Here is a 20934-nt window from a genome sequence, read left to right as displayed (position 1 = left end):
AGGGGTTTTGTAAAAAGTTAAATCCCCTGGCTTGTCGGGGTTAAAGCGCACCTGATGAAAAGCGCTTCGGCGATAACGTGGTTGGCAGTTACACTAGGCTGTTAATGTATCTGTTTACTCGCCCCAACCAGCCTGAGGTCCGTGATGAGCCAGCACCTGTTAAGCGTCGACTCTTTAAGCCGTGAAAGCGTTGATCATCTATTGCGTGTAGCAGCGCGTATGGAGCCGATTGCGAATCGCCGTCAGGTGACACGGGTATTGGAAGGCGCAGTACTCGGCAATTTATTCTTTGAAGCCAGTACCCGCACACGGGTGAGCTTTAATGCGGCCTTCTGCCGACTGGGCGGCAGCGTCTGTGATACCACAGGCTTTACGTTTTCTTCCATGGCCAAAGGCGAGTCGCTTTATGACACCAGCCGGGTAATGAGTGGTTACTGCGATGCCATTGTCATGCGCCACCCGGATCAAGGGTCTGTAGCGGAATTTGCTGCCGCGACCAACGTGCCGGTCATTAATGGCGGAGATGGCCCGGGCGAACACCCCAGTCAGGCGCTTTTGGACCTTTACACCATTGATAAGGAGTTCCAGCGCCTGGGTAAATCCCTCAAGGGGGCACATATTCTGCTTACCGGGGATTTGAAGTACGGCCGAACGGTACATTCACTCATCAAGCTGCTGTCTCTTTATGACCCTCTGCGCTTTACGCTGGTATCTCCCCCGGGCCTTGAAATGCCAACCGCCTTGATTGATCTGGTGACCTCTCGTGGGCATCGGGTTGAACAGCGCGAGTCGCTGGCCAACAACTTTGCGGACCTGGACGTGGTGTACACCACAAGAATTCAAAAGGAGCGATTTACCGACGAGATGAATGAAAGCTTTCAGGGGCTTTCCCAAGACTTTATGGTCAATCGTGAGTTTCTTGATCAGCGCTGTAGCCAAAGCACGATCGTCATGCACCCGCTACCGCGCGACAGCCGCCCGGGGGCAAACGATCTGAATGTGAATCTTAACGGTGACCCGCGTCTGGCGATTTTCCGTCAGACGGATAACGGCATCCCGATGCGCATGTCAATTTTTGCCACGCTATTACAGGTCGATGAGCTGGTAGAGAAAGAAATGCGCCCCGTACGCTGGTTTGTGCCACCTCAGGTAGGCACCCTTGACCGCTAACGTTTCATCGTGAACTGTGCTGGCTAAAACGCGGCCCGCCCATCTGGAAGCCCTTCCAGATGGGCAAACCAGCCTTCCAGAATAAGCACGGCGGCAATGCCATCCACACTCTCTTCGCGATAATTGCCGCGATGCCCGGCAGCATGTGCAATCTGTTTGGCTTCCCGCGTGGTTCCGCGTTCATCAATCATTTCGCAGGGTTTGCCATAGCGGCCATGCAGTCGATTACCAAACTTGCGCGCTCGCGTACTCATGGCAGATTCCGACCCATCCATATTAAGCGGTAAGCCAACCACAAACACATCAGGCTGCCACTCTTTTACTAGCCGTGTTACCTGGTTCCAGTCGGGAATACCATCACGAGCGGGTAACGGGGTAAGTTCTCTGGCGCTTTTCAGCAGTTCATTACCGACGGCGATACCAATACGCCGTGTACCAAAATCAAAAGCAAGCACCAAACGCTGACCCATCAGGCGTGCCCCGCATCCCGTGTCATCAGATTGAGGTCAACACCCAGAATACCCGCAGCAGCAGACAGCCGTTCGGCAGGCGGCGTTTCAAACAGCACGCTCGGAGCTGCATCAACCGTTAACCAAGTATTTTCTTTAAGCTCGTTTTCCAGCTGCCCAACATCCCAGCCAGCGCAGCCCAGGCAAATAAGAAAGTGCTCTGGCCCGGTGTTATTGGCCAATGCCTGAAGGATATCCATGGAGGTGGTCAAGGCAATATCATCATTGACCTGAATACTGGAATCCCACGCCTGACTATTACCGCGATGCAGGATAAAACCGCGGTCTTTATGCATCGGGCCACCATAATAAACCGGCGCATTACGGTGCAGACTACGCTCACCCCCTAGGGAAAGCTGATCAAACAGCGCGTCCAGGGTAATTTCAAGAGTTCTGTTAACAATGACACCCATGCAGCCATTGTCATCGTGGTCGCATAAATAAACCAGACTACTGGCGAAATGGGTATCTTCCATATGCGGCATGGCCAACAGGAAATGATGTTTCAAACTTTGCATGCGGCTCCTAACGTTTGCCGATACGGCGGCAAACTTTTCAGTCTCAAACTGACGGTATAATACGGCGCTCAATCGCGTCCAGCAGCAAACCGGCGATATGGGTACCGCGCTGGTCGTCGATTTCACGCACACACGTGGGGCTGGTGACGTTAATCTCGGTAATATAATCACCAATGACATCCAGGCCGACAAACAGCAAACCTTTTTCGCGAATCATCGGCTGCACCTGCTGGATCAACCAATGGTCACGTTCGGTTAGCTCACGGCTAACACCGCGCCCTCCCGCCGCCAGGTTGCCACGCGTTTCACCCGCGGAAGGAATTCGCGCCAGCCCGAAAGGAACCGGTTCGCCATCCACTAGCAGAATACGCGTATCCCCATCCTTAATCTCCGGCAGATAACGCTGCGCCATGATCTGACGCTGGCCACGCAAAGTCAGCTGCTCAATTACCGCGCCGATATTGCGGCCATCCGGGCCAATATGAAAGATGCCGCTACCGCCCATACCATCCAGCGGTTTAAAAATCACGTCGCCGTGCTCGGCCTGGAAGGCGCGCAGCACATCATCACGGCTAGCAACAATCGTGGGCGCACAGCACTGGGGGAACTGCTGGGCAAACAGCTTTTCATTGCACTGTAACAACGCGGCCGTCGGGTTAACCACCAGCACCCCTTCACGCTCGGCAAACCCTAGCAGATGCACCGCATTGACGAAGTCTGCGTCTACCGGCGGGTCCTTGCGCATCAGGATAGTATCAAGTTCCTTCAGCGGACGCGCCTCTGCCTCACCCAGATCAAACCAATGTTCCGCGTTGCGATGGACGGTCAGTGGGCGCATCAGGGCAAAGGCTTCACCGGCCTTCAGGAATATGTCCTGCTGTTCCATGTAATAAAGCTGGTAGCCACGATCCTGTGCTGCCCAGAGCAAGGCCAGGGTAGTATCTTTCTTGTAGGCAATGTCCGCGATCGGGTCCATCACCACGCCCAGACGAAGATTCGATTGACTCATTGATCAGCGCTTCCGGAAATAAGTAGAGTATTCGTCGCAACCTCAAGAAGGCGCGACTCTCAGCAGTATGCCGCATGGCTTGGCTGGCACCAAATCCAGGGTTAGCAACGGTTAAGTGTCGTTACCATCCAGTTCACTGGCCACACCAGGATGCAGACGAATCGCCAACGGCTCGATGCTGATCAGCTCACGCTTGTATAAGCGCCCGATGGCCTGTTTGTAAGCACTTTTACTGACCCCCAGACGGGCTTTGATTTCCTGCGAACTGCTCTTGTCGCCCAGCGGCAGATAACCGCCACTTTCACGCAGCGCCTGAAGGATTTTGTCACCGACTACGTCCAGCCTCGCCTGACCCGGCGGCAATAACGAAATATCCAGCCGACCATCATCGCGGCGTCTTTTTACAAAGCCTGATAACGTCTGGCCGCGGCGCAGCGGTTGAGTGAGGTCATCCTGGTAAATCAACCCCCAGTAAGCATGATTGACCACAACTTTCATACCCAGGTCCGTTCGCTCGGCTACCACCAGTGTCACGGCATCTCCCTGGGTCAGTTCCCAGGCTTCATCGCTCAAAAACCGCTCAAGACGCATCGATGCCACCGGACGCTGCTGGTCGTCTTCGTAGAGTTTGACCAGCACACGCTTTCCCACATCCGGCCGGAAGGGCTGCTCGCTGTAAGGTAGCAGCACATCCTTTGGCGGCCCCCAGCGCAGAAACGCCCCTACGTGGGTGACGGCGGTCACGGTCAGATAAGCAACATCGCCCATTGACGCGCTAACGGCAGTGGCGGGAGGAGGCGAAGAACGTGGATCACGAGCCATAGCGGAAATGCCTTGAAAAAATGAGAGTCAGTAAGAGAGTCGAAAAGACAGCCAAAAAGAGATGCCCCATTCACCTGTTCGCGTCAGGCAAATGTAAGCCCTACAGATCACCAAAGTGATGCTGCAGCAATGACAGGGCCACAACCGGTGCGGTTTCTGTACGTAGAACACGCGGACCCAGTGTCAGGGGGGCGAAATGGGCACTTTCGGCCGCATGAATATCGTCTGGTGTTAACCCGCCTTCCGGGCCAATCAGGAGTGCCACCGTGGTGGGTTTTTGAGCCTGCTGAAAAGGGTTGTCTGTTGCCAGATGCAGCATCAGGCGCAAGTCCTCATCGCGCTGCTCAAGCCAGGCGTCTAGCGGTTGCGGAGGATAGACCGTGGGCACAACAGCACGCCCGCACTGCTCGCTGGCACTGGCAGCAACAGCCTGCCAGTGAGCATGTTTGCGGTTTTCCCGCTCGCTTTTCAGACGCACCTCGGTACGCGCTGTATAGAGAGGCGTGATCGCGGTCACGCCTAACTCTACCGCTTTCTGAATCGCATAATCCATGCGATCCCCTTTGGAGACCGCCTGGCCAAGATGAATCATCAACGGCGACTCACCCTGGCCCGGCCACAGCGCTTCCACTGTCACCGTCACCTGCTTGCGCGACACCTCAGCAAGGCGCACACCGGCTTCATGTCCAGCACCATCAAAAAGCACCAGCGGCGCTCCCGGCTGCATACGCAGAACCCGGGTAAGGTGGCGTGCCGGCCCCTCCGGTAAGATGAGGGTTTCACCATCCACCAGAGATGCCGGCACGTAAATTCGCGGCATTTTGCCATGCTCAGCAGACCACTGCGCTGCGTTCATGCTGATCAGGCTTGCTCGCCCTGCGCCTGCTGCGCTTCACGCTGTTTGCGCTGGGCATACATGGCTTCGAAGTTGACCGGCGCCAGCATCAGCGGCGGGAAACCACCGCGGTTAACCAGGCTATCCACGCACTCACGAGCATACGGGAACAGCAGGTTCGGGCAGAAGGCGCCCAATGTCTGGTCAAGCTGTGCGCCTTCAATTCCGGAGATGCGGAACAGGCCGGCCTGCTCAACTTCCACCAGGAAGGACGTTGTGCCGCTTTCGTTGTCATTGACCTGAGCGGTGACTTTAACGACAACTTCGTACTGGTCGTCAGACACCTTGTTACTTGTGGTATTCAGGTCAAGATTGACTTTCGGCTTAAACGGCTGCTTGAACACCTCAGGTGAGTTGGGGGCTTCAAACGAAATATCTTTAACGTAAATACGCTGCAGCGAGAATTGAAGCTGCGGCTTATCTGCCGCCTGAGCGCCAGCTGCCTGATTCGTGTTGTCTTCCGCCATGGGAAACTCCTTATCATTTAAGTTGGGTCGATAACTGATCACATGTCACAGCTATATGTCACGGGCTATATCTAAAAGACTAAATCTCACAGACTACATGTCACAGAACGTTATCACTATCATCGATCAGTGCATGCGTCACGTTACCAACGGGAGGGTTGATAACCGGTTACTTTCTGACCATTGGCAAGCCATCTGACTGCCACTGCGTCATGCCACCTTTAAGCTTCACTGCGTGCTCAAATCCGGCTTTTGCCAACTTCGCCTGAACAGCGCCTGAACTCTGGCCGTGCTTGCACACAACGATGACCGGCTTGCTCTTGTGCTTTTCCAGTTCGTTCATGCGACTGTCGAGGTTGCTTTGCGGAATATTGAGTGCACCCGCAATATGGCCGGTTTTATAGTCCTTGCTCTCGCGCAGGTCCAGTACGACCGCATCTTTACGGTTGATAAGCTGCGTAGCCTCGGTAGACGTTACGCCATTATTGGAAGCGTTACGCATCTCGTAAACAAGCCAGGCAACTAACACGAGTAAAAACGCTCCCACCAACAATGGGTGGTTTGTTACGAATTCGAACAGCTGATCGATCATCGCGTTCACAATCTCTTGGTCAATGCAGAAATAAAGCGGCACTGCCGCCGTTTAAACGCCACAGTATACACGCCACATACACTTGCGCGCAGGTCGATATCATGACGGACCCGCACTGCCTGCGCTATGATGCCCGAAGAGTGAGTGAGTCGCGACCCCGAACGGGTTACTGCATTCGGCAATCAAGAGGTTTTCATGAACACGTCTAGTACCCCGCGCCCTGTTGCGCTGATCATTCTGGATGGCTACGGCCACAATCCCGATAGCCAGCATAATGCGGTCGCCGCCGCCAACACGCCCGTCATGGACGCGCTCTGGTCAAAACACCCCCATGCCTTTGTGCACACCGATGGCCGCCATGTTGGCTTACCCGACGGACAAATGGGTAATTCAGAAGTGGGTCACATGAATATTGGCGCAGGTCGCATCGTGTATCAGGATTTCACCCGTATCACCAAAGCCATTGAAGACGGCGACCTGGATACCAATCCGGCACTGACCCAGCCGATCGACGACGCCGTGGCCAATCAACGTCCTGTGCACCTGATTGGACTGTTATCTCCCGGCGGTGTCCACAGCCATGAAAACCACTTTCTGGCGCTCGCCGAACTTGCCGCACGACGTGGTGCCAAAAACATTTATATTCATGCTTTTCTGGATGGTCGCGACATGCCACCGGAAAGTGCGTTGCCGTCCATCGAACTTGCCAATGCCCGGCTAGCGGAACTGGTTGGCCCCGATAACGGCTTTGTTGCCTCGGTTATCGGACGCTTTTACGCCATGGACCGCGACAACCGCTGGGAGCGGGTAAGCCAGGCTTACGAATTACTGACAGAGGGCCGCGCTGATTTCACTGCCGTGAATGCAGAAGACGCTCTGCGCGATGCTTATGCACGTGGCGAAACCGACGAGTTTGTTTCAGCCACCAGTGTTCGCATCAGCGATCAGCCGGTCACCATTAGCGACGGGGATGCGGCTATTTTTGCCAACTTCCGTGCCGATCGCGCTCGCGAGCTGACGCGCGCTTTCGCCGAGCCTGATTTTGCCGGTTTTGAGCGCCGCGCCTGCCCGAAACTGGCGGGCGACGGAATGGTCATGATGACCCGCTACGCGGCTGACATTCCAGCTCCCACCGCGTTTCCACCGTCGGATCTCAACGATACATTAGGCGAAGTGGTTGCCAAGCGCGGGCTTAAACAGCTACGTATCGCCGAAACGGAAAAATACCCTCACGTCACTTTCTTCTTTTCCGGTGGCCGTGAAGACGAGTTCGACGGTGAAACACGCATATTGCTGCCTTCCCCGCAGGATGTACGTACCTACGATGAAAAACCGGAGATGAGCGCCCGGGAAATTACAGATAAGCTGGTCGAGGCCATCGACGACGGCCACTTTGACCTGATCATCTGCAACTACGCCAATGGTGACATGGTGGGCCATACAGGAGATTTCTCGGCCGCCGTTAAAGCCATCGAAACCGTGGATGAATGTGTCGGCCGCGTCGTGGATGCCATGGAACGAGCCAATGGCGCCTGCCTGATCACTGCCGACCATGGCAACGCCGAACAGATGGTTCACCCGGAAACCGGTGCGCCGCAGACGGCGCATACCACTTTTGTGGTGCCGCTCATTTACGTTGGCAAACGCACGGGAAAACTGAGCGATGGACGGCTCTGCGACCTCGCCCCGACTTTACTTACGCTGATGGATCAGCCTGCACCCGACGCCATGACGGGAACGCCGCTGATCTCGCTGGACTGAGAGATCGCCATGAGGGGTTTTATTGCACCTGGTTTTATTGTACTTGGCTTTGCATTCTGCATCGGGCTGGCCATGCCAGCCCTGGGGCAGGAAGAAAGCGAATCCGGCGCTCGACGACTACTGGAAAGCATTGGCCAGAAGATTGAAGCCGTTGCCAAACGCTTGACCGCTACCGGTTCCGAGCGCGAACAGGTCGCTCGCGAACTACAGGCGATCGAAACCGAGCTGGCAGAGACCCATCAACGGCTGGATGCGCTCAACGGTGAGAAAAGCGACCTTGATGAACAGGCGGGTCAACTGCGCCAGCAACGCGAACAGCTGCAGGAAGAACGTCGCCTTCAATCGGCTGCGCTTAGTGAGCAGCTCGTCGCCCTTCACCGGCTTGGGCCGACGCTCCAGGTCAAATTATTGCTTAATCAGGAAGACCCCGCCCAGCTTGACCGGATGCAGGCCTACCTGAACCGCCTGGGGCAAGCGCGCAGGCAACGTATTGCGGCGATTGCTGAACTTGATAGCGCACTTGCCAGTACCGCCACCGAGTTACAAACCCACCAGACACGCCTGGATACTCTGGCGGATGAGCTGGAAGAACAGCGTGAACAGCTTGCCAAGCGTACGTCTCAACGCCAGGATCTGGTGGCTGAACTGGATGCACGCCACCAGACAGAAGAAGAACGTCTGGCGGCGCTTGAAGCTGAGCGCGAAGAAGCCCGCCGCACATTGCAGCGCATTCGTGAGGAAATGGTGCGTCTTTCCAAGCCGTCACCGAGTACCCATTTCCGCCAGACCCAGGGGGAGCTACCCTGGCCGGTACAAGGCAATCTGCAGCAAGGCTTCCACCAGGACCGAGGCGTTCACCGCGAAGGTATCATGATTCAGGCAAATGCAGGCGCGCCAGTAACTGCCGTTCACCAGGGCCGCGTGGTGTTCTCGGACTGGATGCGCGGTTTCGGCAACCTGCTGATTATTGACCATGGTGACCATATCATGACGCTTTATGCGCATCTGCAGCGCTTCAGTGTCACCACCGGCCAGGCGGTTCAGCGAGGTGATGAAATAGGTCGCGTGGGTAACAGTGGCGGGCAGTCTCAGGCAGGGCTTTATTTCGAAGTTCGTCAACGCGGCGAACCCACCAACCCTGAACAATGGATTGCGCGACGCTGACGGGATAAGCCTGTTAATGTATTGTCATATTCGCCGTGCTCAACATTCATCCGGCAGCGTAACTGCCCATCGCTTTGCGGAGTCATCATGACGCTATCAGTAAAGGTGGTAACGGCCCCCGTCAAGCGGGTACTGGCTGTGCTTATTCCCGTTGCGCTGCTGGCCGCTCCGGCAATATCGCTGGCACAGAGCCCGCAACTTGCCAATGGTAATAATGAATTCAGTAGCGGTAGCTTTGATGACCTCCCTCTTGAAGAAATTCAGACATTCGCCGAAGTCTTCGAACGCATCAAGCTTGCCTACGTGGATGAAGTGGATGACCGTACCCTGTTACGCAACGCCATGCGCGGCATGCTCAGCGAGCTGGACCCTCACTCGGCCTATCTCGATGAAGAAGAGTTCGCCAGCCTGAGAGAATCAACACAGGGCGAGTTTGGTGGCATCGGGATTGAAGTCGGCATGGATAATGGCCAGTTGACCATTATCACGCCGATTGATGACACGCCCGCCTCACGCGCGGGGCTGATGTCACGGGATGTACTGATCAGCATTAATGGCACTCCCACCGAGAACATGTCGCTGCAGGAAGCCGTCAATCTGATGCGTGGCGAGCCAGACACCGAGTTAACTCTTGGCATACTCCGCGCAGGCGAAGACACGCCGAGAGATATCACACTGACCCGTGAAATCATTCGCAACGAGAGCGTGAAACATGAGCTCCTCGAGCCGGGTTACGGCTATTTACGCATCAGCCAGTTCCAGTCACGCACGGCGCAACAGGCCCGCCAGGCACTTCAGCAGATGGCTCGTGAGGAATCACTGGAAGGCTTGGTGCTTGATTTACGCAACAACCCTGGCGGCATTCTGCAAAGTGCGGTGGATATTGCCGACCTGTTCCTGGACGACGGTCTGGTGGTGTATACGGAAGGACGTTTGGCCAACACCCAGATGTCATTCTCGGCGTCTTCCGCGACACCCGCAGCGGATGTCCCGTTAGTAGTCCTGATCAACAGCGGCAGCGCCTCGGCAGCTGAAATTGTCGCGGGTGCCATTCAGGATCAGCGGCGCGGCGTAATTATGGGTACTGATAGCTTCGGCAAAGGCTCCGTGCAGCAGATCATGCCGCTGGGTAATGGCGAAGGGCTGAAACTGACCACGGCGCTTTATTACACGCCCAATGGGCGTTCCATTCAGGCCCAGGGTATCAGCCCGGACGTGGAAGTGGTGCGCGGTCGCCTGGAAGTTGCTGAAAGCCGCCGCCAGGTGCGAGAGGCTGACCTTGAAGGCCACCTTCGCTCACAGAATGAAGTCCGTGAAAGGCAGGAGGCCTCCCAACGCTTGCTCGATGATTACCAGCTAAGCGAAGCGCTGAACTTACTGAAGGCCTTGAACGTGGTTGATCGCCGCCGTTAGTGGCGGCATTAACGGCAGCTGGCTGGCAGGCGACCTCGTTCGCCTGTCGCCTGGCGCATCATGATACGTTTTAATGGCAACACATGATTCATATGGCTCATGCCCATATTACGTGCCAGCACCAGCGCTGGATGCTGAGCATTAAAGAGCGTCTTAAAGCCTTTCATTAGCGCCAACATAGCAGTGTTATCGGTGCGGCGACGACGCTCATAGCGGCGCAGAATGCGCTCATCGCCCCAGGGGGCACCCCGCTGCCAGGCAGCCACTACTTCTTCCGCCAATACCGCTGCATCCATCAGCCCAAGGTTCACGCCCTGGCCTGCCAGTGGATGAATGCTGTGTGCCGCATCGCCCACCAGGGCAAAGTTCGGCAACACATAATGACTCGCATGACGCTGGACCAGTGGAAAACTGTAAGCGTTATCCAGCACTTCCACACGCCCCAGACGCTGCTCGAAGGCTTCTTCCAGCGCCTGCCCCAGCGCCTCGGCGGTTAATGCGCAAAGTTCGCTTGCCTTTTCTGGCGGCACTGACCAGACAATCGAGCAGTAATGATCGTCATCCCCTACCGTTAATGGCAAAAATGCCAAGGGCTGCCCTTCAACAAACACCTGCCTTGCCGTATTGCCGTGAGGTTTTTCACAACGCACCGTGGTGACGACAGCGCTATGCCCCATATCATCTTCGTGGATATCGATTTCCGCCATCTCCCGCAGCGTTGAACGCGCGCCATCAGCAGCCACGACCAGTGGCGCCTGTAGCTGTCGGCCATCGCTTAGCACCAGATAGCGCTGGGAGGCTGTCGTCTGCAATGCCTCAACCTTCACCCCGTCAAAGCGAGTCATGCCAGGCTGATGTTCCAGCTGTTGATTGAGTGCGGCCAGCGTTACATCGTTTTCGACGATATGCCCCAGCACCGCCACTCCCGCCTGGTCTGCCGAAAAGCGGATATCCCCGCTGCCTTCACTGTCCCACACGTGCATGGCCGAATAAGGCGTCACACGCCCCAGCTGCATGGCAGGCCAGGCCTGCAAGTGAGTCAGAAGACGCTGTGATACCGGCGTTAGCGCGCTGACACGCGGCGCAGGCTCTAAACGGTCATTACGCTCAACGGACATTAACGGTTTGGCCTTGGCTTCTACCAGGGCTACCTGCATGCCCGCATTCGCCAGCAACGCACTCAAGCTCGCGCCCACCATGCCACCGCCCACCACCACGACATCAAAGACCGCAACCTGTTTATTTCGTGTCTCTATCATCGGTTCAACCTCCCGGTCAGCGTTCGATACCCATGGCACGGCGAGCCAAGCTGCGGCGCAGCGGCCCCACCAGATTCAACCCTATCAGACCCGCAGCACGCGCATGCCCTAACAACGGCCAATCCAATCCAAACAGCCTGACCAATCCATCGCTGAAACGAATGACATTGGCACGGTCGCGAGCGCGCCGATGCTCGAAGGCTTCCAACGTTTTCATTGCACCAAGAACGTCACCCGGCTCCCGGTGAACATCATCGCCAGTGCGGTTCTCCTCCAATGCTTTCGCCAGTGAGTCGACCAGATCCATCACGCCACGCAATGCCAGATTAAACCCCTGACCCGCAACGGGGTGCAGAGCGTGCGCGGCATTGCCCAATACCACAAGGCCAGGGCGAATAGGCTCCTCGGCGGTGGTCAGCGACAATGGATACGCATGGCGACGGCCGACTCGGGTAAATCGCCCGGCGCGGTCACCAAACGCCGTTTGCAGTTGGGCGAGAAAGTCACTGTCCGAAAGTGCCATACGCGCCTGTTCATCGCCGCTTGGGTGGGTCCATACCAACTCCATGGCATTGCCGGGTAATGGCAATAACGCGATGGGGCCTTGTGAGGTAAAGCGCTCATAGGCAATGCCTTGATGCGGCTGACTCACCCCTACATGGGTGATCAATGCGGTCTGTTGATAGGAAACGCTAGCGCTGGGTATTCCCAGTTGCTCTTTGAGCCCGGAGCGCCCTCCATCGGCAAGCACAGTGAGCCCGGCGACCAGCTCACTGCCATCTGAAAGCGTCAGATGATGTCCTGTAGAGACTGGCGTCAGCTGCTCAACACGCGCAGGGCAATGCCACTCAAGTGGCAACCCACTCAATTGATGATGCAGCACCCGCCCCATCCAGGCGTTCGGGATGACATGCCCCAGGGCTTCGACCCCTAAATCAGATGCCTTCAGACGTGTTGCACCTAACCGACCCCGTTCACTGATATGGATGCGCCGGATGGGTGAGGCCTCCTGCTGCATGGCTTCCCATACGCCCAGACGTCGAAAGCGCTGAGCCGAGCCTTCGGCAATCGCGCTGGCGCGGGCATCGAAACTGAGCTGCCAGACAGGCGGCTCAGCAGCATCTGGCAGAGCGGTCGCTTCAATGACGGCCACCCGTAATCCATGTTGCTTAATGAGTGGTGCCAGGGCGCAGCCAAGACTGGCACCCACCAACCCTCCACCCACTATCACGATATCGTGCGTGACCGCGTGTTCCGGCGTCGCCATCGTCACATCCTCTTGCCATTAATCATTGATCAAAAGCCGATATAATAAAATAGTCTTTTAAATCATTAATTTAATTCGTAATGTAATTTACATAATAAAAATTATAGAAATAATATCTGGTTATTTTTTAGCCATTAATGCCTCAATATCTGCTATCTCTTTGGGCACATCCGCCGTCAATACCTCATGACCTTGTGACGTCACTACAACATCGTCTTCAATACGAATCCCTATACCGCGATAACAGTCAGGAATATCTTCGTCGTCAGGAAGGTAGAGACCTGGCTCAATGGTAACCACCATACCGGGCTGCAATGGGCGGGGTGTTTCGGGATCAAGGCGGTACGTCCCCACGTCATGAACATCCAGGCCAAGCCAATGGGAAGTGGAGTGCAGATAAAAGCGGCGATAGCTTTCCTCTTCAATGCACGTATCAAGGTCACCGTCCAGCAGGCCCAGTGAAAGCAGGCCTTGAGTGAGGTCTCTTACCACCCCCTGATGGATCGCGTTCAGTGTTACCCCGGGGCAGACAGCCGCCACTGCCTTTTTCTGGGCTTCCAGGACAATGCGGTAAAGCGCTCGTTGCGGCTCGGTGAAGACACCGGAGACAGGAAAGGTGCGGGTAATATCCCCCGCGTAGAGGCCGTATTCTGCCCCTGCATCAATCAGCACAAGATCCCCCGCCTTGAGCGGCGACGCATTTTCAATGTAGTGCAGAACACAGGCGTTTGCACCGCCCCCCACAATGGAGCTGTAAGCGGGGCCGCTTCCTCCCTGCCAGACAAATTCATGCTCCAGGGCCGCCTGCAGCTGGTACTCAAAGAGCCCCGGCGAGGCTGTCTGCATCGCACGGCAGTGCGCGCGAGCTGAAATGACGGCAGCATGACGCAGCAAGGTAATTTCTTCTGTGCTTTTGATCAGCCGCATTTCATGAATCAGCGGGCTGATATCCAGCCAGCCACGCAGCGGTGCGTGGCCTCGACGCTGGGCCCCTAGTGCCTGCTGGTAAGCATCTTCTGCGAGGGATTGAGCCTCAGGGTTCGAAAGCGGCAGATAAAGCACTTCTCGGCCGCTAAGCAAGGCGCTTATCTGCTCCTCACGCGCGGCGTTTTCAAACGCCTGATCTACCCCGTGTTCACGCATCACGCCTTCGGCACCCAGACGGCGCCCCGTCCAGGCCTCCATCGTCGGATCACGATCCTGACAGAAGATAATACTCTGGCCATCCTGCTCGCCATCGCCGGGAAACAGCAACAGCAATGCATCAGGCTCGACCATTCCGGTGAGATAGTAAAAATCGCTGTCCTGACGAAAAGGGTATTCACTATCACGGGAACGGGTCACCAGGGAAGCACCCGGCAGAATCACAGCCGCATCGGCGGGAAGCCGTTGCATGAGCCGTGCGCGGCGTGCGTGATAAACCTCAGGGGCGATTGGCGAGGGTGGCGAGATCAGTTCGGGCAGCATGCTATCTCCAGTAACCTTATGAAAAAACGGGCGAATCAACCGTTTTATGAATCAACCGAGCAAAGCGTTCGAGGGTGTTGAGAATCACCGCCCGTTTAATGCGCCGGCGCGTCTGCCTGCTCAACCTGTGGCTGGCCAGGGTGCTGCTCGGTGTACAACAGCATCGCGGCCATGCGTACATGCTCGGTCAAGGCAAAAAGGTCATTCTCATTTTCCGGGCTATCCTCAATATCCGCTTCGATCTGTGCAATCGCGGGCATGTCGTCAAGTGCATCGCGCAATGCCTGTGACCAGCGCTTGCGAAGCGTGTCATCGACCACGTCATCAATCACTTCGTTGAACCCTTGCACCCATTCCTTTAGCCCTTGAGCCTGCTCCGCCAGAGAAAACAGCTCATCCGGCAGTAACGGCGCATAGTTAAGATCGCTGGCGCTCAAGGCCTCCAGTGTTTGCTTGCGCCAGCCCAGCAGGCGTTCGCCGCTTTCCTGGTCGCGCGGCTGATCGACCCCAAGGCTCAGGCAGACTTCTTCCAGCCATGCCGACGCGGGAATATCTTTCAGTGCCAGCAGAGCGCATAGTCGGCCATCCAGAAACGCGGGCGACTGCATACTGCTGTGGAGTAGAAAAACATCGGCGATATCAGAAAATTCGTGGCGTTCATCAATCAGGGACATAACATCATCCATTGTGCATTTGCGTGTAAAAAACGGAAAAAAACGGGAAGCAGGCGCTTCAGAACAGAGCCACAGGAAAATTGACGACAAGCGTTACCCTTCGTGTCGATTGACCCTGCAACGGTGGCTCCTTATAGTTGAGTCTGTATGCATGTTTCCATGCAGTGATATTAACGCATCGGGCCCACGCAGGCCCGCGCCGGAGCTTTCAATGAGTGACGCCAAGCGTCCCACCACGGATATCACCCTGCTAGGGCGACACTACACCATTGCCTGTGACACGGGCGAAGAGAAAAAGCTCGAACGCGTCGCGCGCTATCTGGATCGCGCCATGCAGGGCATTCATTCCCAAAGCAGCGTGCTGGGCACTGAACGCGTTGCCATTATGGCGGCGCTCAATATTACCAATGAGCTATTGGAGACGCAGGATGCGCAACGTCGCTACGAGGCGGATCTCACGCGCCTGGACGAGAGGCTGGAAGCCGCATTGAAAAACACCCGTGACGCCGCTGACAGGTCGAACGAATCATAGCCTGACCAGAACCGTATTATTGAATAAACGTTTCGTAAATTGCATATCGAATCTTTGGTATCTGGATAGGCTCTGTTAGGATAGTGATGTTTCCTGGGGTGTTAGCCAGTCGTTTACGTCCCTTGAGCCTATGCGCAATACCTAGGGGGCCAAATGCTAGCCAGTCCTGTGTGCATGTCCGCGTGACGGAAAGCCTGATGGCCTGGCTGCGGCCACCCACCTGAACCTTTGGGTTCAGGGCCAGAACGACAGCGGCACTCTGGGGAACCTGATAATGATGCATGACCTGACGCTTACCCCGCCAATTTCTGCCCAAACGCGGTCGGATGTGTCAACGACACCTAATGACAAGCCTTTCCTGAGACGCGAATTAAAACGCCGTCGGCGCGCACTTTCTGCGCACGCTCAACGCCTGGCAGCGAAACAGCTCTGCCGTCAGCTCAAGCAGCTTCCTGACATTCGGCGAGCCCGTCGTATCAGCCTGTATTTACCTCTCAATGGTGAAATAGATCCCACCCCTTTACTGTCCTGGCTGCACAAGCGTAACGTCAACGTCTACCTGCCGGTTCTGCGGCCTTTCACAGAAAATTCGCTCTGGTTTGTCATTTACCGAACCGACACCCCCATGGTGAAGAACCGCTATCGGATATGGGAACCTAGCGCGCGCTTCAGTGCCAAAAAATGTCATCGCCTGCCACCCTGGGCACTGGATACCATGATCGTGCCTCTGGTGGGTTTTGACGCTCAGGCAAACCGGATGGGGATGGGCGGTGGTTTTTATGATCGCACGCTGGCATTTGTTCGTCATCGTCGACCTGCCCCGCGCCTGATCGGTGTAGCTCACGCCTGTCAGGAAGTGGACGCACTGCCGGTTGAACCCTGGGATATTCCGTTAAGCGCTATCGTCACGGACCAGAACGTGATTCGACCTCGCGCTCATACAAATAACCGCATCGGCTAGTCGCACGACGCGGTTATTTTGGCTCAAAAAGAAGCGATCTCTTCAAGAAGGTTCTGTGGACAATCCGGCCGATTAGCTGCCCGATAACGCCTGTGCGTACCCGGTGACCAATACCCCCAGTACAAAGATCACAAATAATGCCATGATCATATCCGGCTTTTTACGACGCATGTTGTCCTTCTCCAAGAAATACTACAGTGGTCAAAATCAATGCTGAAACGTTTTTTGTTGGCAATTAGTCCGCTATGAGACGGCTTTGCACAACGAATCGTTCAATAAATTATTTAATACATAAATCTTGGGTGGACTATAGGGCCAATAGGCACCTTCAAGCAATGGGTAAAGGCAACATAACGCTGCCTTTAATGCCAAATTAAAATTAGCAAGCGCATCGCGCTATACTTGAGACGCAAAGTAAGTAAACACTTACTTTATGGCAGGCTCAGTTATTACGCCATAAACAGGCGATAGGCCGGGTTATCACTCTCTTTCCAGTAGCGATAACCGATGGCATCAAGATGTTTTTCAACGTCTTTACGGTCCCCGTTTGGCACCTGCATACCCACCAGAACGCGTCCATATGCCGCACCGTGATTACGGTAATGAAACAGCGAAATATTCCAATCATGGGGCAGTTTGGTCAGAAAGTTCATTAGTGCGCCTGGCCGCTCGGGAAATTCAAAACGGTAAAGCTCTTCCTCGAAATGCTCAATCGGGCGCCCACCCGCCAAGTGTCGCGTGTGCAACTTGGCCAGCTCATTTTCGGTCAGATCTTCGACCTGATAACCCGCCTCTTCGAGCTTTTCGATCACTGCCTTACGGTCTTCACCCCCCGGCTTAACCTGCACGCCAACAAAGATATGTGCTTCACTGGCACTCGAATAGCGATAGCCAAACTCCGTTACCATGCGCTTGCCAAGGGCTCGGCAGAATTTCTTGAAACTGCCAGGCTGCTCGTCGATAGTGACGGCCAAAATGGCTTCGCGCTGCTCGCCAAGCGTGGCACGTTCAGCAATATGCTGAAGGCGGTCGAAATTGATGTTGGCCCCGCAGTTGATGCACATCAGGGTCTGGCCTTCCACCCCTGTCTGCTGAACATATTTTTTCAGCCCTGCCAAAGACAGCGCGCCGGAGGTCTCTGGAACAGCACGGGTATCTTCAAAAATATCCTTGACGGCTGCGCACATTTCGTCGGCATTGACGGTGATGACATCATCTACCAGCCCCTGGATGATACTGAAGGGCACTTCACCAATCTGGCCAACCGCAACCCCTTCCGCAAACACACCGACCTGGTCAAGTACCACGCGTTCACCGGCATCCATGGCAGCTTTAAGGCAAGCGCTGTCTTCAGACTCCACACCTATTACCTTGATTTCCGGACGCAGGTATTTGACATAGGCCAACACGCCGGCAAGCAACCCACCGCCGCCCACCGCCACAAAAATGGTGTCGATGGGCTCAGCGTACTGACGAAGCATTTCCACCGCGATAGTGCCCTGGCCGGCAATCACATCGATATCATCAAACGGCGGAATATAGGTATAGCCGTGTTCGGCAATCAGCGTCTGGGCATGTTCGGCGGCGGCGGCAAAGGCATCACCTTTCAGCACCACTTTGGCTCCCCAGCCGCGTACGGCCTGCACCTTGATCTCAGGGGTAATGCGCGGCATTACAATGATGGCTTTAACGCCCATCTGTTTAGCCGCCATGGCCAGCCCTTGAGCATGATTGCCTGCTGACGCCGCAATCACGCCTTTGGCCTTTTGCTCATCCGTTAGCTGGGTCATCTTGTTATAAGCGCCACGAATTTTGAAGGAATGGACCGGCTGCAGGTCTTCCCGTTTAATCAAAATGGTATTGTTGAAGCGGCGTGACAGAAGAGGCGCGGGGGAAATCGGCGTTTCACGCGCGGCACCATAAACGCGGGCGTTAAGGATCTTTTTCACGGTAGCTTCTAGCATGCGGGTATCTCGTTGGCGGCTTTGACGGCAGGGTTTGAACAAAGCCTCTATTGGTAGCAGATTGTGACCAGCGCCGTCTAGAGGCTTTCGACGTTTCGTTGCCGTGCTTACCCGACATCAATAACCCCACCGACATCGGCAGATGCATGTTATCCCGCTATACTGTCGGCATTCACAAATCCGCATCAATCATAATCTAACTATTGTTAACTGTTTTTCTAACCAACGGTTCTCAATCATCCATTCTCAACCCTTTATTCTCACTTCATAAAAGGCACACCATGACGCAGGATGAACTCAAGGCCGCAGTCGCAGACGCCGCTATCAAAGAGATCGAACCGTGGCTTGAAAAGGACACCGTGCTGGGGATTGGCACAGGCTCCACGGCCAATTTGTTTATTGACCGACTGGGCAGGCTTGGCGATCGTTTTCAAGGTGCTGTCGCCAGCTCGGATGCCAGTGCCAGTCGTCTGAAAGCGCAGGGCATTGATGTTCTGGAGCTTAACTCAGTTGGCACACTTCCTTTTTATATAGACGGTGCAGACGAAGTAAATGCTCACTTACATATGATCAAAGGGGGTGGCGCCGCTTTAACCCGGGAAAAAATCGTGGCCGCCTGCGCCCAGCGCTTTATCTGTATTGCGGATGGGTCAAAATACGTGGCGCGACTCGGGGAATTCCCCTTGCCCATCGAAGTCATTCCGATGGCTCGCTCCTACGTGGCCCGCGAGCTCGTCAAACTCGGTGCTGAGCCGGTGTATCGCGAAGGCGTCGTCACGGATAACGGCAATCAGATTCTTGACTGCTACGGGTTCATGATTGATGACCCTGTAGCCATGGAAGCGCGCTTGAACAGCATTGTTGGCGTTGTCACAAATGGCCTGTTTGCCGCACGCGGAGCCGATATTCTCCTACTAGGCAAAGAAGACGGCGTCGAACGCACCGCACTGCGTTAATTCGACACGGGCAGCAGTCGGGCAAGCCCTGCCAGCGTTCGCGCCAGCGCCCCTCGCTGCTGAGCAACCACTTGCTGCCCTTTTTTGCCCTTGCGTGCCGTTTCCTCAGGTGCATCGAATGCGGCGATCAGGGCCTTTGCCAATGCCTTAGCGTCCGCTACGCATTCAAGCGCGCCAGCCGCCTGCAAGGGCCTGGCAACATCTTCAAAGTTCTCCATTGAAGTGCCGCACAGGGTAAAACAGCCCAGACTTGCCGGTTCCACCACATTATGTCCGCCTAACGGCACCAGACTGCCACCGACAAACGCCACATCACCTACCGTATAAAGCGTTTCAAGTTCACCTAGCGTATCGGCCAGGTAAACCTGCGTCTGCGCCGTGACAGGCTCTTGCTGGCTTCTGCGTGACGTCTCCCACTGGGTCTGATCACATAGCTGTGCCACATCATCAAAGCGCTGGGGGTGACGTGGCGCAAGTATCAACAATGCCTTCGGGTAGCGGCGACATAACTCGCGATGTGCGTCCAGAATCAATGCCTCCTCGCCTTCCCGTGTAGAGCCAGCCACCCAGACAGGCCGTTTGTACATATCTAAACCCAGCGTTTGAAGTAAGCGCTTACTATCATTAAAAACATTTTCAGGAGCTACTATCTCAAACTTAAGCGACCCGACAACCTGGATGTTTTCTACTTTCATGCCCAACGCTTGAAAGCGCTCCGCGTCACCTTCGGATTTCGCCGCCAGCCAGCTAACACAGCCCAGAGTATTCGCCATCAAGGGACGAATGCGTTGGTAACCGCTAAAAGCCCGCGACGATAGGCGGCCGTTGACCACTGCGATAGGCGTTTGCTGACGGTGACTGGCAGCCATCAGGTTGGGCCATAGTTCGGTTTCAAACAGAATGGTGAGCACAGGCTGCCAGTGGCGAACAAAACGCCTGGCGCTACCCGGAAAGTCCAGGGGGATAAAACGGTGTATCAACTGAGGGGAAAGGTTAGTAAGTGCTTGCACCTGCTGTGCACCACTTGCTGTCATGGTAGTGATAAGTAAACAATACTCGGGATAACGAGCCAGAAGCGCCCTGATCAGCGGCTGCGCAGCCCGCACTTCCCCCACCGAGGCGCAGTGTAACCAGATAACCGGGCATTCTGGGCGCGGCGATGAGTCAAAACCGAGCCGTTGCCTACGGGGGTAAGTAAGTAATTGCTCACGCCACACCCGCTGCCATACAAGGGGTGATAACGCATAAAGCGCCGCCGAATACGCCAGGCGAGGCCAGTCAGCCATCAGCTTTCATAACCCCGGATGGCGGCATTGCCAATTCCCGCTATCTCCATTCCCGCTACGCGGGCTTGTTTCAAAGTGATTACACCAGCTGTCATCAGGCACCTCTCGTTGATCCGGCACGCCCATCATGAGCGCTTTAACAACAGACTCGACCCCAGAGAGCCCAGTCAGTAAGATGAATTCCCCTTTACTGATCATCCTCGTAATCCGCACTTGGGGCCACTGCTGCCGTAAAGCCCGCACGGTGG

20 protein-coding genes and 1 other RNA gene are annotated in these 20934 nt (G+C 55.5%); 8 read left to right on the top strand and 13 right to left on the bottom strand.

The features are described from left to right. Nucleotides 1–144 precede the first annotated feature (144 nt). Nucleotides 145–1170, top strand: coding sequence for an aspartate carbamoyltransferase (locus ACU6TU_RS00160; RefSeq protein WP_447142592.1), 1026 nt, complete (start codon nucleotides 145–147; stop codon nucleotides 1168–1170). Between the two features lie 23 nt (nucleotides 1171–1193). On the opposite strand, the gene ruvX is transcribed toward ACU6TU_RS00160, so the two are convergent. The 7 genes from ruvX to ACU6TU_RS00125 form a co-directional block, all read right to left on the bottom strand. After that, nucleotides 1194–1640, bottom strand: a complete 447-nt coding sequence (gene ruvX, locus ACU6TU_RS00155) for a Holliday junction resolvase RuvX (protein WP_447142591.1) — start codon at nucleotides 1638–1640, stop codon at nucleotides 1194–1196. Continuing rightward, nucleotides 1640–2197: a YqgE/AlgH family protein gene (locus tag ACU6TU_RS00150; protein WP_447142590.1), complete on the bottom strand. Its 558-nt coding sequence runs from the start codon at nucleotides 2195–2197 to the stop codon at nucleotides 1640–1642. Before ACU6TU_RS00150 ends, ruvX begins: the two co-directional genes overlap by 1 nt. Before the next feature lie 43 nt (nucleotides 2198–2240). Beyond that, entirely contained in the window at nucleotides 2241–3206 is a 966-nt protein-coding gene (gene gshB, locus ACU6TU_RS00145; protein WP_447142589.1) for a glutathione synthase, read from the bottom strand. 111 nt (nucleotides 3207–3317) lie between these two features. Beyond that, nucleotides 3318–4028 carry a CvfB family protein gene (locus ACU6TU_RS00140; RefSeq protein ID WP_447142588.1) on the bottom strand — a complete coding sequence of 237 codons (711 nt, stop codon included), beginning with the start codon at nucleotides 4026–4028 and terminating at the stop codon, nucleotides 3318–3320. Between the two features lie 100 nt (nucleotides 4029–4128). Then, nucleotides 4129–4884 (bottom strand): 16S rRNA (uracil(1498)-N(3))-methyltransferase, encoded by a 756-nt coding sequence (locus ACU6TU_RS00135; protein ID WP_447142587.1) that lies wholly within the window; start codon nucleotides 4882–4884, stop codon nucleotides 4129–4131. Between the two features lie 5 nt (nucleotides 4885–4889). Further along, nucleotides 4890–5390: a protein-export chaperone SecB gene (gene secB / locus ACU6TU_RS00130; RefSeq protein WP_447142586.1), complete on the bottom strand. Its 501-nt coding sequence runs from the start codon at nucleotides 5388–5390 to the stop codon at nucleotides 4890–4892. Nucleotides 5391–5559: 169 nt separating this feature from the next. Next, on the bottom strand, nucleotides 5560–5982 hold the full coding sequence (locus ACU6TU_RS00125) for a rhodanese-like domain-containing protein (RefSeq protein ID WP_447142585.1): 423 nt from the start codon (nucleotides 5980–5982) through the stop codon (nucleotides 5560–5562). A 195-nt stretch (nucleotides 5983–6177) separates the two neighbouring features. On the opposite strand from ACU6TU_RS00125, the gene gpmI reads away from it, so the two are divergent. From gpmI to ACU6TU_RS00110, 3 genes are all read left to right on the top strand, one after another. After that, nucleotides 6178–7743 carry a 2,3-bisphosphoglycerate-independent phosphoglycerate mutase gene (gene gpmI, locus ACU6TU_RS00120; RefSeq protein WP_447142584.1) on the top strand — a complete coding sequence of 522 codons (1566 nt, stop codon included), beginning with the start codon at nucleotides 6178–6180 and terminating at the stop codon, nucleotides 7741–7743. A 9-nt stretch (nucleotides 7744–7752) separates the two neighbouring features. Next, complete coding sequence (locus ACU6TU_RS00115; RefSeq protein WP_447142583.1) at nucleotides 7753–8907, top strand: murein hydrolase activator EnvC family protein; 1155 nt, start codon at nucleotides 7753–7755, stop codon at nucleotides 8905–8907. An 87-nt stretch (nucleotides 8908–8994) separates the two neighbouring features. Further along, nucleotides 8995–10320, top strand: coding sequence for a S41 family peptidase (locus ACU6TU_RS00110; RefSeq protein WP_447142582.1), 1326 nt, complete (start codon nucleotides 8995–8997; stop codon nucleotides 10318–10320). Nucleotides 10321–10328: 8 nt separating this feature from the next. Here ACU6TU_RS00110 and ACU6TU_RS00105 read toward each other — a convergent pair whose 3' ends face one another. The 4 genes from ACU6TU_RS00105 to ACU6TU_RS00090 all read right to left on the bottom strand — a co-directional run bounded on the left by ACU6TU_RS00105 (nucleotide 10329) and on the right by ACU6TU_RS00090 (nucleotide 14987). Beyond that, the gene (locus ACU6TU_RS00105) at nucleotides 10329–11579 is read right to left on the bottom strand and encodes a UbiH/UbiF/VisC/COQ6 family ubiquinone biosynthesis hydroxylase (protein WP_447142581.1); all 1251 of its coding nucleotides are present in this window, start codon (nucleotides 11577–11579) and stop codon (nucleotides 10329–10331) included. 16 nt (nucleotides 11580–11595) lie between these two features. Next, nucleotides 11596–12846, bottom strand: coding sequence for a 2-octaprenyl-6-methoxyphenyl hydroxylase (gene ubiH / locus ACU6TU_RS00100; RefSeq protein WP_447142580.1), 1251 nt, complete (start codon nucleotides 12844–12846; stop codon nucleotides 11596–11598). 120 nt (nucleotides 12847–12966) lie between these two features. After that, on the bottom strand, nucleotides 12967–14313 hold the full coding sequence (gene pepP / locus ACU6TU_RS00095; protein ID WP_447142579.1) for a Xaa-Pro aminopeptidase: 1347 nt from the start codon (nucleotides 14311–14313) through the stop codon (nucleotides 12967–12969). Nucleotides 14314–14408: 95 nt separating this feature from the next. Continuing rightward, entirely contained in the window at nucleotides 14409–14987 is a 579-nt protein-coding gene (locus ACU6TU_RS00090; protein WP_447142578.1) for a UPF0149 family protein, read from the bottom strand. A 211-nt stretch (nucleotides 14988–15198) separates the two neighbouring features. Between ACU6TU_RS00090 and ACU6TU_RS00085 the strand changes: the two genes are divergently transcribed. The 3 genes from ACU6TU_RS00085 to ACU6TU_RS00075 all read left to right on the top strand — a co-directional run bounded on the left by ACU6TU_RS00085 (nucleotide 15199) and on the right by ACU6TU_RS00075 (nucleotide 16480). Next, nucleotides 15199–15519, top strand: a complete 321-nt coding sequence (locus ACU6TU_RS00085; protein WP_447142577.1) for a cell division protein ZapA — start codon at nucleotides 15199–15201, stop codon at nucleotides 15517–15519. Between the two features lie 87 nt (nucleotides 15520–15606). Next, nucleotides 15607–15789: non-coding RNA, 6S RNA (ssrS, locus tag ACU6TU_RS00080), on the top strand. Between the two features lie 58 nt (nucleotides 15790–15847). Beyond that, entirely contained in the window at nucleotides 15848–16480 is a 633-nt protein-coding gene (locus ACU6TU_RS00075; protein WP_447142576.1) for a 5-formyltetrahydrofolate cyclo-ligase, read from the top strand. A gap of 449 nt (nucleotides 16481–16929) precedes the next feature. On the opposite strand, the gene ilvA is transcribed toward ACU6TU_RS00075, so the two are convergent. Beyond that, on the bottom strand, nucleotides 16930–18486 hold the full coding sequence (gene ilvA, locus ACU6TU_RS00070) for a threonine ammonia-lyase, biosynthetic (protein ID WP_447142575.1): 1557 nt from the start codon (nucleotides 18484–18486) through the stop codon (nucleotides 16930–16932). Between the two features lie 239 nt (nucleotides 18487–18725). On the opposite strand from ilvA, the gene rpiA reads away from it, so the two are divergent. Further along, nucleotides 18726–19400, top strand: coding sequence for a ribose-5-phosphate isomerase RpiA (gene rpiA / locus ACU6TU_RS00065; RefSeq protein WP_447142574.1), 675 nt, complete (start codon nucleotides 18726–18728; stop codon nucleotides 19398–19400). Here the strand turns inward: rpiA and waaA are convergent. Then, complete coding sequence (waaA, locus tag ACU6TU_RS00060; RefSeq protein ID WP_447142573.1) at nucleotides 19397–20686, bottom strand: lipid IV(A) 3-deoxy-D-manno-octulosonic acid transferase; 1290 nt, start codon at nucleotides 20684–20686, stop codon at nucleotides 19397–19399. The genes rpiA and waaA overlap by 4 nt on opposite strands. Nucleotides 20687–20934: the final 248 nt, after the last annotated feature.

This window comes from Halomonas sp. LS-001, assembly GCF_052983955.1.
The sequence above is the reverse complement of the archived record's forward strand: the minus strand, read 5'-3'. Positions and strand labels throughout refer to the sequence as shown.

Coding starts and splice junctions, on each gene's coding strand:
- ACU6TU_RS00160 (WP_447142592.1), top strand. CDS start 145: ATGAGCCAGCACCTGTTAAGCGTCGACTCTTTAAGCCGTGAAAGCGTT.
- ruvX (WP_447142591.1), bottom strand. CDS start 1,640: ATGGGTCAGCGTTTGGTGCTTGCTTTTGATTTTGGTACACGGCGTATT.
- ACU6TU_RS00150 (WP_447142590.1), bottom strand. CDS start 2,197: ATGCAAAGTTTGAAACATCATTTCCTGTTGGCCATGCCGCATATGGAA.
- gshB (WP_447142589.1), bottom strand. CDS start 3,206: ATGAGTCAATCGAATCTTCGTCTGGGCGTGGTGATGGACCCGATCGCG.
- ACU6TU_RS00140 (WP_447142588.1), bottom strand. CDS start 4,028: ATGGCTCGTGATCCACGTTCTTCGCCTCCTCCCGCCACTGCCGTTAGC.
- ACU6TU_RS00135 (WP_447142587.1), bottom strand. CDS start 4,884: ATGAACGCAGCGCAGTGGTCTGCTGAGCATGGCAAAATGCCGCGAATT.
- secB (WP_447142586.1), bottom strand. CDS start 5,390: ATGGCGGAAGACAACACGAATCAGGCAGCTGGCGCTCAGGCGGCAGAT.
- ACU6TU_RS00125 (WP_447142585.1), bottom strand. CDS start 5,982: ATGATCGATCAGCTGTTCGAATTCGTAACAAACCACCCATTGTTGGTG.
- gpmI (WP_447142584.1), top strand. CDS start 6,178: ATGAACACGTCTAGTACCCCGCGCCCTGTTGCGCTGATCATTCTGGAT.
- ACU6TU_RS00115 (WP_447142583.1), top strand. CDS start 7,753: ATGAGGGGTTTTATTGCACCTGGTTTTATTGTACTTGGCTTTGCATTC.
- ACU6TU_RS00110 (WP_447142582.1), top strand. CDS start 8,995: ATGACGCTATCAGTAAAGGTGGTAACGGCCCCCGTCAAGCGGGTACTG.
- ACU6TU_RS00105 (WP_447142581.1), bottom strand. CDS start 11,579: ATGATAGAGACACGAAATAAACAGGTTGCGGTCTTTGATGTCGTGGTG.
- ubiH (WP_447142580.1), bottom strand. CDS start 12,846: ATGGCGACGCCGGAACACGCGGTCACGCACGATATCGTGATAGTGGGT.
- pepP (WP_447142579.1), bottom strand. CDS start 14,313: ATGCTGCCCGAACTGATCTCGCCACCCTCGCCAATCGCCCCTGAGGTT.
- ACU6TU_RS00090 (WP_447142578.1), bottom strand. CDS start 14,987: ATGTCCCTGATTGATGAACGCCACGAATTTTCTGATATCGCCGATGTT.
- ACU6TU_RS00085 (WP_447142577.1), top strand. CDS start 15,199: ATGAGTGACGCCAAGCGTCCCACCACGGATATCACCCTGCTAGGGCGA.
- rpiA (WP_447142574.1), top strand. CDS start 18,726: ATGACGCAGGATGAACTCAAGGCCGCAGTCGCAGACGCCGCTATCAAA.
- waaA (WP_447142573.1), bottom strand. CDS start 20,686: ATGGCTGACTGGCCTCGCCTGGCGTATTCGGCGGCGCTTTATGCGTTA.